Consider the following 13,517-nt stretch of genomic DNA (forward strand, 5'->3'; position numbering starts at 1 on the left):
GTACGGAACCGTACGCACGGTGGTGTGAGAGGACGGCGGGTGTGAACTCGCCTCCTACTCGATTTGGCGAGGTCACCGTTTTACAGTGCCTGCCGAAGGTACCGCAGGGGTGTCAGTGAGTTTGCAGGGCTTGAGCTACACGACCAACCCACTGACGGGCCATCAGCTCACAGGGTCGATGCTGTTGCTGGTGCAGGAGCCCCAGCGGGGGCAGGCTTGCGATACAGCACAGCGTAGTAGCATCCCAGACTGATCAGCCAGCAGAACACGGCTGTCCAGACGTTGTGCGAGAAGAAATGCGCGCCTTGCAGCATGCGTCCTGCTGAAAACACGGTGCCTAGCCCCAAGGCGAACCACAGCGCGGCTCGCGCCATGCGAGGGCGACGATCGCGGAGCACGAAGAACAACGCAAACAGGGTGAAGCCTGTGGCCGCATGGCCACCTGGCCAGCAGCGCCCGGGTTTGTCCGTTGGAGGGCGTGGGCTGAGCAGTTCGCTGTAGGTCTCTTTGCCACCGAATTCTTGCAGGCTCCACGGGCACTGTACGGCAGTGACTGCCTTGAGTGGAGTTACAAAGCTGGTGGACAAGGCCATCGCCATTACCAGGCAGCCCAGTTCGCGGCGCCAGGGGTTGAGTTTTTTCAGCATCAAGCTGGCGATAAAGCCGACAATCGCTACCAGTCCCAGGCCGATCACGACTTGCTTGGCGCGATCATGCAGGATGTCTTCAAGAAAGAAGCTGTGTCGTCCGATGAACTGGCCAGCTGCCGGATCATAAAACAACTTGGCAATATCCATGTCCAGGCTGGTCAGTTCCAGAAGGAGCAGAACAATGGCGACCAAAACGGGGATGCCGAGGTACAGCCAGACGTTGATGGGGCGTGATGGCGGGCGGTTCAGGGCTACAGGCATGACAGATCCTGGGGAAACAAATGGACAGTCCCGGCCGGCAAGCCTGAGCCGGGTATAGGCTTGACGTAACGACCGGCGATTTTCTGTGGGGCGGTATGCTTTGTCTGTGAAGAGTCAGTGAAAAAAACGTTAACCGGTGATAAATCTGTTCTGATGTGGCAGTACGTGAACGATGGCCTTAAGCTGCGCCTGCCAAGCAGGCAAATGCAGTGAACGGGGGGATACCCATGCGAATTCTATTGGTTGAAGACAACCGCGATATTCTGGCCAATCTGGCAGATTACCTTGGCCTTAAAGGCTACACGGTCGATTGCGCCCAAGACGGCCTTTCGGGTTTGCACCTGGCCGCAACCGAGCATTATGACCTGATTGTGCTGGACATCATGTTACCCGGTATTGACGGCTACACGCTATGCAAGCGCTTGCGAGAAGACGCACGGCGCGATACGCCGGTGATCATGCTTACGGCCCGCGACCAACTCGACGACCGTCTACAGGGCTTTCGCTCGGGTGCGGACGATTACCTGCTGAAGCCTTTTGCACTGTCTGAGTTGGCGGCACGTATTGAAGCGGTGTTGCGTCGGGCTCAGGGAGGAGGGCGACGCAGCCTGCAGGTAGGTGATTTGAGTTATGACCTCGATACGCTTGAAGTCACGCGCCAGGGGCGTCTGCTCAAGCTGAACCCGGTCGGCCTGAAACTGCTTGCCGTGCTCATGCAGAAAAGCCCCCACGTGCTGCGCAGAGAAGTGCTTGAAGAGGCACTTTGGGGGGATGACTGCCCTGACAGCGACAGCCTGCGTAGCCACGTCCATCAGTTGCGGCAGGTGATCGACAAGCCGTTTGACAAGCCACTGCTGCACACGGTGCATGGTGTGGGTTACCGCATGGCCGAGGGCCGCGATGGAGTTTAAACAGAGCCTGGCGCAACGGATCATCATCGCCTTTGCCTTGATGAGCGCCTTGGTTGCAGGAGCCTTTGCCTTCGGTATCGTTGCTACGGTCCACTTGGTCGAAGAGCGTTTGATTTCTGCCGTATTGGGTGGCGACCTGCAACGCTTGCTGCTGATGGACAGTGTCAGTGACTGGAGTCACAGGCCACGGCCCGATCAGCTGTTCTACTTCAGCGGTGGCCGCGACGACTTCGCCTTGCCCAAGGATCTCAGGCACCTGGATCCCGGGTTTCATGAAGTGTTTCGCGAGCAGTTGTCGTATCACGCGATGGTCGAGATTGTCGATGGTCGCCGTTATGTCCTGCTACAGGATCAAAGTGATTTCGAAGAGCGCGAGCGTGTGCTTTTTGCCGTGGTGGTGGTGGGCTTTGTACTGAGTCTGGTGCTGGCGGTGTTCCTCGGCTGGGTATTGGCGCGCAAGGTAATGGCGCCGGTGATTCGCCTGGCTCGTCAGGTACGTCACCGCGATCAACTGTTGGGCCTTGCGCCGCCTTTGGCTCCGGACTACGCCGCCGATGAGGTCGGGCAACTGGCTGTGGCATTCGATGCCACCCTGGGGCGATTACGCGATGCCTTGACCCGGGAGCGGTTGTTCACCAGTGATGTAAGCCATGAGTTGCGTACGCCGTTGATGGTATTGGCCACTTCCTGTGAGTTGTTGCTGGAGAATACCAAGCTCGATAGCCGTGCAAGGGCGCAGGTCGAGCGCATTGCCAGGGCCAGCGAGGAAATGCGCGAGTTGGTCAAGACGTTCCTGATGCTGGCACGAGCTCAGCGTGATGAAGGGGCTGTTGCTTCGCAGGCGACCCTGAAAGAAGTGGCTGATGACCTGCTTGGCGTATGGCGCGACACCATTGAACAGAAGGGCCTGCAGTTGTTCTTCAGTGCGGAGGGTGCAGGTGCGGTTCTCTACAATGCAACCTTCTTGCAGGCGGTCATGGGGAACTTGCTGCGTAATGCGGCCCATTACACTGACCGTGGGTTCATCCGCCTTACCTTGGAACCCGCAGGGTTCATGGTTGAAGACAGTGGTGTGGGCATTCCTGAAGAGCAGCGTGAAGCCATGTTCCAGCCGTTCGTGCGCGGTGGAGAGAAGCGCGGCGAGGGGCTGGGATTGGGGTTGTCATTGGTTCAGCGGATCTGTGATGACCAAGGCTGGATTGTGAGCTTGACCGCCATGACCCCTAATGGCTGTCGTTTCCATGTCGACCTGAGTCACGGTCGCAGTCAACGGACCGACCGTGATGAGATCATCGGTTGACTGGGGACTTGAACAGGATGGAACGGGTGTAAAAAAGATTAACGTTTTTTTCACATCCGCATGACCTGACGCCAACGCCCGCCTTAATAAGGTGGGCGCCATTGGAGTCAGGAGAGGCAGAATGCGCAGTCCCATCAAGCTCGAGTTTTCCGAGAAGTACGATAAGCAACACGCTCAGGATTACTCACTCAAACATCAAGATGGGTTCGCGCGCCGTTTGTCCCACCAGCGTGACGAGCAGTTGGCGCGGCGTGCGTTGGCGTTGTCGGGTGAGCCTGGCCTGGTGCTTGATCTGCCATGTGGCACCGGGCGTTTTTGGCCGCTGCTGGCGGAAAAGTCCAATCGAGTCATCATCGGTGCCGACAATTCGGAGGCGATGCTTGAAAGGGCTCGCACGTCGCAACCGGCCAGTATCGTCGAGCGTGTGCGCACCCTGCAGACCTCGGCTTTTGACATCGACCTGCCTGATAATGCCGTCGACAGCATTTTCTGTATGCGACTCTTTCACCATATTGGCGAAGCCGCACACCGTAAGGTCATCCTTTCCGAGTTTCAGCGGGTTTCTCGCGACAGCGTGATCATCTCGCTGTGGGTCGATGGCAACTTCAAAGCGTGGCGGCGTAAGAAGCTGGAAGCGCGTCGCTTGGCGAACGCCGGTTCAGAGGGTTACCAGAACCGCTTTGTGCTGCCTGTTGCCACTGTCGAGCAGGAGTTCGTCGAAGCGGGATTTCGTATTCAGGAACGATTGGACTTCTTGCCGTTCTATGCGATGTGGCGGGTTTACGTGCTGCGTAAGGGGTAGGACGGGCCCGCTGTTTGGTCGCCCTGCAATAATAAAACGGTTGCGTCACCATTCGTCGTGGAGCAACGCAGACTGGCAAAAGCTGCTCTATTTTTACCACATGGTGTTTGGCAGCGCTGTCAAAGGTTTAGAGTAATGAAACTAGAAATTGCTCGAGGTCTATTTTTCCTGAGTGCTCTGGCAATCGCCACCGCAGCCGCCGCCGCGTGGGAGGAGCCTGGTCCTGGCATTCTCAGCGCCACGGCTCACTGCCCTGCGCCGCATACTGTCAAGGTTCAGGTCGTGGCGACTCCTGATCAGGACCTTTTGCTGTTGTTGTTCGGCCTTAGGCAAGGATTGCGACCCCAAAGCTGACCCCGCTTCGATGGATCTGAAAAGCCTCGTCAATGACGAGGCTTTTTGCTTTTCACTCGCGCATGTGGCTCAAGTGGGCTCTGGGGCCTTGACCGGGGTCGGAGCATCAGCCTTGGCCAGCAAGGTGTAGACGCAGGGCAGGACGAAGAGCGTGAACAGGGTACCGACCGACATGCCGGTGGCAATCACTGTTCCGATATCGAAACGGCTGACCGCGCCAGCGCCGCTGGCCAGAATCAAGGGCACCATGCCAAAAACCATCGCTGCGGTGGTCATCAGTACAGGGCGCAGACGAATCGCGGCGGCTTCCTCTATGGCCTCTCGGGGCGACATGCCATTGTGCCGCCGCAACTGATTGGCGAACTCGACGATCAGGATGCCGTGCTTGCTGATCAGCCCGATCAAGGTTACCAGCCCGACCTGTGTATAGATGTTCATGCTCGACAGGCCGAGAAACAGTGGGATCAGTGCGCCGCAGATGGATAGCGGGACCGTCACCAGGATGACCAAGGGGTCGCGGAAACTCTCGAACTGTGCCGCCAGTACCAAGAAAATGATGGCCAGTGCCAGGCCAAAGGTGACCCACAGTGCCGACCCCTCCTGGATGAATTGTCGCGCTACGCCACTGTAATCAAAGGCATACCCCGCAGGGGCTTCTTCGCGGGCAATGTTGCGGACGGTGTCAATGGCTTCGCCCATACTGACCAGCGGTACACCTTGGATAATGACCGAGTTCAGTTGTTGGAACTGATTCAGTTGGCGCGGCCGTGCGCGCTCGCTGATCGTGATCAACGTCGACAGCGGCAGCATTTGCCCCTTCTCGTTCTTGACGTAGTAGTCGTTCAGCCAGCCCGGGTTGTCTCGGTAGGCGCCTTCGACCTGGGCAATGACCTTGTAGCTACGCCCTTCAAGGGTAAACCGGTTGATCTCGGCTTCACCTAGCAAGGTCGCCAGTGTGCTGCCCAGCGTGCCCATGGTCACGCCCATTTGCGCGGCTTTCTCCCGGTCAATATCGACGACGACTTCAGGCTTGTCGAAGGCCAGGTCGATGTCGAGGAAGGCGAATTTGCCTGTGGCCTGGGCGCGCGTTTTGACCTGCTCGGCCACTTGCAGCAGCGATGCGTAGTCGTTCGGCGTATTGATGACGAACTCGAACGGCAAGCCCTGGGTCGTACCGGGCAGTGACGGCAGGTTGAAGCCGAAGACCTGCAGGCCACTGATGTTGTTGAGCTTGGCTTGAACCAGCGGCAATAGTGCCATTTGGGTTCGCTCACGCTCATTCCAGGGCTTGAGTAGAAAGCCTCCGATGCCTGATTGCACGCCGTTGAAGCCATTGATCTGGAAGGATGAGTAGTACTCCGGGAACGCCTTGAATATGGTTATGAACTCGTCGGTGTAGGCATTCAGGTAGTTGAGGTTGGCTGGCTGCGGCGCGGTGGCCAGCATGAACACGATGCCTTGATCTTCGTCTGGCGCCAGCTCTTTTTTGGTGAACATCAGCAGCACGGGTATCAGGCACAGGACGATCACGGCGAACACCAATACCACGGGGCGTGTATTGAGTGTGCCGTGGAGGATCTTTTGGTAGCGCCGTTTGAGGCGTTCAAATAGCTGGTCGAGGCGGTAGGCCAGGCCGTGGGTATTGGCCTCGTGGCGCAGCAGCACTGAGCACATCATGGGCGACAGGGTCAGGGCGACGATCCCCGAGATGATCACGGCGCCAGCCAGGGTCAAGGCAAACTCCTTGAACAACGCACCCGTAAGCCCTTGTAAAAAGCCAATCGGGGCGTACACCGCTGCCAGTGTGATGGTCATCGAGACCACGGGGACAGCAATTTCGCGCGCGCCCATCAGTGCCGCGTCGAAGGGCGTTTCGCCAGCTTCGATGTGTCGATGGATGTTTTCCACGACGACAATGGCATCATCCACCACCAAACCAATTGCCAGCACCATGGCCAGCAGGGTCAGCAGGTTGATTGAGTAGCCCATCAGTTGCATGAAGAACAGCACACCGATCATCGACAACGGAATGGTGATGACCGGAATCAGCACCGAGCGCGGCGCACCGAGGAACAGAAAGACCACGATGATCACAATCAGCACGGCCTCTGCCAGGGTTTTGACCACTTCGTTGATCGAGGCCTGGATGAACAGCGTAGCGTCGTAAGCGATGGACGCTTTCAGGTTGGGTGGCAACTGGCTGTTCAGCTCTGGCATCAGTTTGCGCACCTCCTTGATTACATCCAGCGGGTTGGCCGCTGGCGTCGCCTTGATACCGATGTAGACCGATGGTGTGCCATCGAAAGAACTGACCGTATCGTAGTTTTCCGCGCCCATTTGCACTCTGGCAACATCGCGTAACAGCACCCGGCGATCGCCCACGGTTTTCAGTGGAATCGCGGCGAAGGCTTCGGCCGATTTGAGCTCAGTGCTGGCGTTGATACTGGTGACCACGTATTCGCCTTTGATTTCGCCGGCCGCCGAGAGGAAGTTGTAGCGCCGTACCGCGTCGGTCACATCGCTGGCGCTCAGGCCATAACCGGCGAGTTTGACGGGATCGATCCAGATGCGCATGGCGAACAGTTGGTTGCCGAGGATCTCTGCTTCGGCCATGCCTGGCAGTGTGGCCAGCTTGGGCTGGATCACTCGCGACAGGTAGTCGGTGATTTGCGGGTTGCTCAGTTCGCTGCTAAAAAAGCTGATGTACATCAGTGCTGAGGCCCCAGCGGCTTCCTTGCTCAGCACCGGATCTTCAGCATCCTGAGGCAGTTTGTTTTTTACTTCGTTGGCCTTGGCCAACAGTTCGGTAAACATTCGGTCGCTGTCCGAGCCGATTCGGGCGTAGATCGAGATCACCGAGAAGTTCTGCCGACTCACCGAGGTCATGTAGTCAATACCTTCGGCGCTTGCCAGACTCTGCTGCATGGGTTGGGTGATATAGCCCTGGATGGTTTCCGCGTTGGCCCCAGGGTAAGCGGTGGTCACCGTGATCAAGGCGTTTTCCATCTGCGGGTATTGACGGATCGGCAATGAATTCCAGGCCTGGAATCCGAGCAGGACAATCAACAGGCTGACCACACTGGCCAGTACAGGGCGACGAATGAACGGATCGGTAAAGGCCATGAAGGTTCCTTGATCAGTCGACGCGTGGCGGGTGATTCAGCTCGCCTGGCAGGGTCTTGTCCGGGCTGACGGTGATCAGGGCACCTTGGGTGAGTTTTAGCTGACCGGCTGTAACAACCTGCTCACCTGCCTTCACACCGTTGGTGATGACCACCAGACCTTCGCGGCGCTCACCCGCTTCGATAAATCGGCGTTCTGCCACCAGCACCGGCTGGCCGTTGGGGGTCTTTTGTGGTTGGCCATCCTCGGCATTCTTGGGGGTCGCGATGTACACCGAGGTGCCGTAGAGGGTGTAGGTGACGGCCGTTTCCGGAACGACCACTTCATTGCGAGGGTGGGGTAGCAGTACTTGCAGGCTGGCGAACATACCGGGTAGCAGCATGCCGTCAGGGTTCGCCAAGGTGGCGCGGACCTGTATGTTTCGGGTGGTGTCTTCAACCTTGGGGTTGATCGCGCTGAGGGTGCCAGGGAAGGTCTGTTTGGGGTACGCCGCGACACTGACCAATACTTGCTGGCCAATACCCAGCTTGGGAATCGCCTGTTCGGCAACGTAAAAATCCACGTACAGGCTGCTCAGGTCTTGAAGGGTGGCTATCACGGTGCCGCTGGGCAAGTAGTCCCCGACATCCACCTGACGGATACCAATGGTGCCGCTGAACGGCGCAAGGATGGTCTTTTTCGCCAATGAACCCTTGAGTTGGGCGACCACGGCTTTGCTGCGCAGCAGCTGTGCGGCGAGGCGATCGAACTCGCCTTTGGAGATTGCCTGACTGTCGACCAGTTGGCTGCCGCGCCCATATTCGACCTGTGCCAGCCCGAGGTCTGCCTGCGCGGTACCGAGCAGAGCACTTTCCACGTCGCTGTCGAGTTGCAAGAGGGGTTGGCCAACCTTGATCTGTTGGCCTGATTCGAACAGCAGAGTCTTCACCGTGCCGGCTGTCTCCAGGCTCAGGTTGACCCCCTGAAACGCCTTGAGGCTGCCGACGGCGGGTAGCCGACTCTGCCAGAGCTGTTCGCGCGCGACAGTCGTCGCTACGCTCAATGGAGGCCTTGGCGCACTGAATTGCTGAATCTGCCGATAGATACTAAAGGCTTTGTAGCCCCCCAGCATCAGCACGATCAGCACAACGACACCCAACATGATCAGCATGCGGCGGCGCAGCATATTCCATTTCCTTGGAGACCGGACAGGCAGGCACAGCACTGACGAACACCTGCTCAATGTGTGCAGTGTTGTCGAATATTACGCCTTTGCCCAATGCAGGGAAGTCCGTTTCCCCGGCGTGTTGCTTACGCCAGATGCAGATGGTTGTCCCAAAGCCCTGGCGGTAGCTGCAGTGGTTGGCCGATCAGCTCTGACTTGCGGCAATCATATAGCCGGCAGCGGCCTTGGCCCGAGGTGACCACGAAGCCGTCTGCCACCGCGCCGACACCGGCACAGTCGGGCATCGGTGCATCCAGGCGGGTCGCGCCACTGTCCAGATCCCAGATGAACAGGCGGTTGGCCCGCGGAGCAGTCAGCGCCACCAGTCGCAACTCGCTGTGTACTGCGACACTGGCGGTGTAGTTCGCCATCGACTGCAGTTGTGCGTGCGCCACGGGGAAGGGCTGAAACGCCTGCCCAGGGCGTTTGATCGCCAGCAGCTCGGCCGTTTCGTGAGCATCACCCATGAACTGCTGACAGGCGATCAGCGTGCCGTCGCTGGCAACCGCCAGGTGGCGAATGCTGTTCATCTGCTGGCTCAGGGTTTCCTTGCTCAACAGGGTGCCGTCGCGGCGCATCAGCACCAGGCTGGGTTCCATGGCGTCGAGGTTCATCTCGACACGGCTTTCGGCTTCGGTGCGAATACCGCCGTTGGCGACCACCAGCGTCTCGCCATCGGGTAGCCAGGATACCTGGTGCGGACCCAGGCCATGGGTGGACAGTTCACCACTGTGCTGCAGCCACTCGCCTTCGAATCGGTAGACCCCAAGTACGCCGCGCCCCGGATCGGAGGTGTCGTTCTCCGTGGCATACAGCCATTCGCCGCTCTTGTGGATCACCGCGTGGCCGTAGAAGTGACGGTTTGGCTGTGAGGTGATGGTTTGCAGCAGGCGACCGTCGCGCAGATCGATCAGGTAGCTTTCAGTGCCGGGTCGGCGTGCCACAAACAAGGCGATGGGCAGTGCGGGGTGGTTGATGATGTCGTGGCAACGCTGTCCGACCTGGGTGGCGAACACCTGGCTGCCGTCCAGTCGGTAGCCGACGGCATAGTGGTTGCCGTCGCTATCGTCACGGGCCGAGAGCAGCAGAGGTTGCTGGCGCTTGTTCTGGAACAGGGTCCAACCGCCCAACGTGAGGGCGGCAAGCAGCGCACTACCGACTTTCAGAACCTGACGTCGCACCATGATCAGTCACCGTCGTTGGCATTGAAGCCCAATTGAATGCCCAGCGCTTTGGCCAGGTCGGTTTCGTGCAGGCGGTGGACGGCGTTCAGGCTGTCATAGATCGCGTTCAATTGCTCACGACCGGCTTCATCTTCCAGCAACTCGTTGAGGGGCTTCGGGGCGTCGGCCAACAGCTTCAGCGACACGGCATAGGCCGCGTCGATTTTGTCGGCGAGGGCTTTCTGGTCGCTGCCGAGCAGGCTACGCAGCCCTTGATTGTCGACCCCGGCCCAGACCGTCTGTGCGGCACTGAGGCTGGCGTGCAGGCTTTTCAGTGACGACTGGCTGCGCCAGGCTTCGGCTTGCAGCGGCTGAGGGATACCTTTGCTCATGCGCCCCATCGGAGTGCCGAGTTTTTTCTTCAGGGTGTCCAGCGCAGTGACCTGGGCACGGAGTACATCGGCAATTGCTTCGTGAGAGTCGGCATAGCGCTGGTTGGGGAACTTGGTCATCTGTGCGAGCACGCCGTCGTTCTTGTTCCAGCCCTGCAGGATTTCTTCGGCCAGGGCTTTCTGCCGCGCGCCGATAGCAACCAGCAGTGGGCAATAGCGGGCTTTCTGCTCGGCATTGGCGGTGTCTGGCTTGCTGTCGAACAGGATGTACTCATAGGCCGAGAGCCCTTGGACCACGACGCTGGAGTTGGCAAGGGTGCCGGCATCGATAGGTTTGTCACTGTTGATCAGTTGCTCTACCTGGCGTCCTACCAGGTTTTTCTTGTCTGGCCAGAATTGAACCTGCCAGGCCCGGTTACCCTCGGCCAGTGGGCCGATCAGCAGGGGTTGCAACTCTGCCCATGCCTTCTGGGCGTGGAGGAAGTCGGCCCGTGCGGTTTCCAGGGTGTTCTTGCCTTCGCAGAAAGCCAATGCGCTGACGGCCAGTTGACGGTCAGCTTCGACCCAGCGGCTGTAGGTCGGCAGGATCACCTGCTTGGCAATGGCAGCAGAGGTTACCGCCTGCGGGTCTTGGGGCGAGCAGGCGCCCAGCGCGAGGGCAGCAAGGCTGGTAAACAACAGTTTGGGACGGAACATGCCCGGCTCCTATGGCTAGAGTGAATTCAGGAATGCCAGCAACGCGGCGCGTTGCTCGGCATTGAAGGTCAATACGTGTTGCTGCGCGGCCTTGGCCTCGCCGCCGTGCCAAAGCACCGCTTCGAGCAGGTTGCGAGCCCGGCCGTCGTGCAGGAACTGAGTGTGGCCACTGACTGTTTCGGTCATGCCGATGCCCCACAGCGGTGCCGTGCGCCAGTCGCGACCACCGGCGGCAAACTCGCTGCGATTGTCCCCCAGGTCCGGCCCCATGTCGTGTAGCAGCAGGTCGGTATACGGGCGGATCACCTGGTTGGCCTGTTCCGGCTCGGCGGCGTTGGCCGACGTGGTGAATTTCGGAACATGGCAGTTCTGGCAGCCAGCCTCGAAAAACAGGTTCTTGCCGGCCAGCACGTGCGGCGAGTCGACGTCCTTGCGTGTCGGCACCGCCAGGTTGCGGGTATAGAACAACATCAACCGCAGGATGTTGTCGCTGACTTCGGGTTCACCACGGTCATGGCGGGCATTCAGGCAGTCGGTTTGTGTCGGTGTGCAGTCATCCATTGGGCGTAGGCGGGTAGTCAGGCCCATGTCGCCAGAGAAGGCATGCACGTTTTGCTGGTTGAGGTTCGGCTGCCCGGCTTTCCAGCCGAAGCGGCCCAGGACGGTTTTTCGCTGAGTATCGTCCCATACCTTATTGGGATAGCCTCGGATGCCATCACCATTGCTGTCATAGGGGTCGGCGTTAGCCAGAATGGCCTCTTCCGGGATGGCTTCGAGCAGACCGAGGCCGATCATCGGAGGGGCGACGCGGGCCGAGAAGCGCGTATCGGGGTGCATTGGCCCATAGCCAAGCTGGCTGATTACCAGTTTTGGCTTGCGCAATTCGACCTGCGTGCCGTCCGTGAAGGTCACGTGCTGTGGTGTGTATTCCACCCGTACCTTGCCTTCGGGGGCGACCCCGGGCACGGCCATGTCCTGCAATTGTCCACCATAGACCGGTTCGGGCACGACCCCGAGGCGTTCGATGACCTCCAGGTATTCTGTTCCATTGGGGATCGACAGGCGTACCAGCATTGATGTCGCGCTTTTGGCTTCGGGCCCTGGGGGATGGCCGCGACCATCCCTGATGTGGCAGTTCTGGCAGGCATTGGTGTTGAACAGTGGGCCGAGACCGTCACGCGCGGTGGTCGTGGACGGAGCCATGACCCAAGGGTTGCGAAAGAAGCTGTTGCCGACACTGAAGTCCAAGCTGCGGCTTGGTGCCAGGTTGGCCGAGGGCATCGAAAAGGCTTTCTTGTCGTGCTTGTCTATGGTCGAGGTACCACCCGCCATGGCTTCCCCGGGCTCTGCCTGAGTAAAACGCGGGGCGTCGTCACAGGCTGCCAGTAGCAGTAGCAAAAATAGGGGAGAGAGGCAGCGAAGCAACAAGGACATCTAGAATCCTGAGGCGCGAGCAAAAATCCGGCTCGCAAGCTTAGCAGGCTATCCGCTTGTTGAATAAGAGAGATTTGCGTTTGCTTGATGAAATCTTGCTCGGTGACAGGCTGATGCAGCCGTTGTGGTCGTGCGCGCCATGGGAAGGCGCTGCCAGCCTTGAGGTTGGCAGCGGTATTTTTCGGGAGGTGGTGTCGAAGGGAAACAATAATGGTGCAATTACATCATTTTCAGAGAGAAGCGATTGCCTTCCAGGCTGATGATCAGGTTATGGTTGCCGCCACCACGGTTGTTGCCCGGAACTTCCAGGGTCTCCCCGGTATAGTTCATTTCAGGGCCGAATAAGTATTTAACTGCATTTTCATGAGCCGGTTCCCAGTAGTCTTGAAATAACCACAGCGTTGTTTCGGCTTTGGCGCCCATGACCAGTTCAATGGCTTTATAGTTTTCCGAGATCTTTCCGATCCAGGGTACGTTCATACAACCGTTCCATGCCGATTGTGCACCAATGGAAAACAAGTCGCTTTTGCTTTCGCCATTGCGAATGGACAAGGTGTAAGGGGTGTTATTTGCGATCGATCGCAGAATGCTGACACTCGCCATGAAGATCTCCGGTTATCAGGTTGTTTTAAAGTTCAGTATGGGGGTGGGTGGCAGGTTCGGTGATGTGCACATATACATAGACGGCATGCATGGTTATTTCGTTTAGCGGAGACGGGAGTTCTTGAGGTGAATAGCGTCCTTCAAGGGATAACCCGTGCGCGTGTGCAGTTGTTTCAAACGCCTTTCTGAAGGGTTCGGCAGGGTCATAGAGGTACACCTTGCCATCCGGTTCGCTGAGTACCCTGCACATTTCCTGGGCGGCGCCTACGGTTATGGGGGCGCCCATCAGTGTCTCGCAGGGGTACAGGTCTTCTGCGAGCGGGAAAATGGGGTAGTCGTAATCCTTGACAGGAATGAGGCGGGGTATTTCTTTGCCTGCGTTCGGGCCGTTGGATATCTTTTGGTCATCTTTATTGATGTTGTCTGCATCCGTAAAGCCGGTAACGAATACGGTGTCAGATATGTTGTCAACGATTCGGCCCTCTCCCCAGATGTCGAGTATTTTCATGACAGTGCGCTCCTTGAGTGTCTCTATAGTTATAGAGGGCGATGGAAGAACTTGGCGGCCTCAAGGAGCAAGTGCAACAGCTAGTTAAAAAATCGGAGCGCGCTAATTCCGAAATT

The 13,517-nt window shown here is 58.3% G+C and carries 12 protein-coding genes; 4 read left to right on the plus strand and 8 right to left on the minus strand.

Going from position 1 to position 13,517, the window contains the following annotated elements:
- Positions 1-167: 167 nt before the first annotated feature.
- Positions 168-911 carry a phosphatase PAP2 family protein gene (locus IE038_RS23255; protein WP_189396375.1) on the minus strand — a complete coding sequence of 248 codons (744 nt, stop codon included), beginning with the start codon at positions 909-911 and terminating at the stop codon, positions 168-170.
- A gap of 227 nt (positions 912-1,138) precedes the next feature.
- Between IE038_RS23255 and colR the strand changes: the two genes are divergently transcribed.
- The 4 genes from colR to IE038_RS25450 all read left to right on the plus strand — a co-directional run bounded on the left by colR (position 1,139) and on the right by IE038_RS25450 (position 4,278).
- Positions 1,139-1,822 carry a two-component system response regulator ColR gene (gene colR / locus IE038_RS23260; RefSeq protein ID WP_065758939.1) on the plus strand — a complete coding sequence of 228 codons (684 nt, stop codon included), beginning with the start codon at positions 1,139-1,141 and terminating at the stop codon, positions 1,820-1,822.
- Positions 1,812-3,122 (plus strand): sensor histidine kinase, encoded by a 1,311-nt coding sequence (locus tag IE038_RS23265; protein WP_189396376.1) that lies wholly within the window; start codon positions 1,812-1,814, stop codon positions 3,120-3,122. The genes colR and IE038_RS23265 overlap by 11 nt, the downstream gene beginning before the upstream one ends.
- Before the next feature lie 121 nt (positions 3,123-3,243).
- Positions 3,244-3,924 carry a class I SAM-dependent methyltransferase gene (locus IE038_RS23270; protein WP_163939430.1) on the plus strand — a complete coding sequence of 227 codons (681 nt, stop codon included), beginning with the start codon at positions 3,244-3,246 and terminating at the stop codon, positions 3,922-3,924.
- 135 nt (positions 3,925-4,059) lie between these two features.
- Positions 4,060-4,278 (plus strand): hypothetical protein, encoded by a 219-nt coding sequence (locus tag IE038_RS25450; RefSeq protein ID WP_229775727.1) that lies wholly within the window; start codon positions 4,060-4,062, stop codon positions 4,276-4,278.
- A 69-nt stretch (positions 4,279-4,347) separates the two neighbouring features.
- On the opposite strand, the gene IE038_RS23275 is transcribed toward IE038_RS25450, so the two are convergent.
- From IE038_RS23275 to IE038_RS23305, 7 genes are all read right to left on the minus strand, one after another.
- Positions 4,348-7,401: a multidrug efflux RND transporter permease subunit gene (locus IE038_RS23275; protein WP_189396377.1), complete on the minus strand. Its 3,054-nt coding sequence runs from the start codon at positions 7,399-7,401 to the stop codon at positions 4,348-4,350.
- A 13-nt stretch (positions 7,402-7,414) separates the two neighbouring features.
- Complete coding sequence (locus IE038_RS23280) at positions 7,415-8,566, minus strand: efflux RND transporter periplasmic adaptor subunit (RefSeq protein WP_189396378.1); 1,152 nt, start codon at positions 8,564-8,566, stop codon at positions 7,415-7,417.
- A 125-nt stretch (positions 8,567-8,691) separates the two neighbouring features.
- Positions 8,692-9,789, minus strand: a complete 1,098-nt coding sequence (locus IE038_RS23285) for a DUF1513 domain-containing protein (RefSeq protein WP_189396379.1) — start codon at positions 9,787-9,789, stop codon at positions 8,692-8,694.
- Positions 9,790-9,791: 2 nt separating this feature from the next.
- Positions 9,792-10,856 carry an imelysin family protein gene (locus tag IE038_RS23290; RefSeq protein WP_163939826.1) on the minus strand — a complete coding sequence of 355 codons (1,065 nt, stop codon included), beginning with the start codon at positions 10,854-10,856 and terminating at the stop codon, positions 9,792-9,794.
- 15 nt (positions 10,857-10,871) lie between these two features.
- Complete coding sequence (locus IE038_RS23295) at positions 10,872-12,290, minus strand: di-heme oxidoreductase family protein (protein WP_189396380.1); 1,419 nt, start codon at positions 12,288-12,290, stop codon at positions 10,872-10,874.
- Positions 12,291-12,509: 219 nt separating this feature from the next.
- Positions 12,510-12,893 (minus strand): hypothetical protein, encoded by a 384-nt coding sequence (locus IE038_RS23300; RefSeq protein ID WP_163939825.1) that lies wholly within the window; start codon positions 12,891-12,893, stop codon positions 12,510-12,512.
- Between the two features lie 25 nt (positions 12,894-12,918).
- Positions 12,919-13,401: a hypothetical protein gene (locus tag IE038_RS23305; protein ID WP_189396381.1), complete on the minus strand. Its 483-nt coding sequence runs from the start codon at positions 13,399-13,401 to the stop codon at positions 12,919-12,921.
- Positions 13,402-13,517: the final 116 nt, after the last annotated feature.

It is taken from the genome of Pseudomonas laurentiana (genome assembly GCF_014648275.1).
Taxonomy (GTDB): Bacteria; Pseudomonadota; Gammaproteobacteria; order Pseudomonadales; family Pseudomonadaceae; genus Aquipseudomonas; species Aquipseudomonas laurentiana.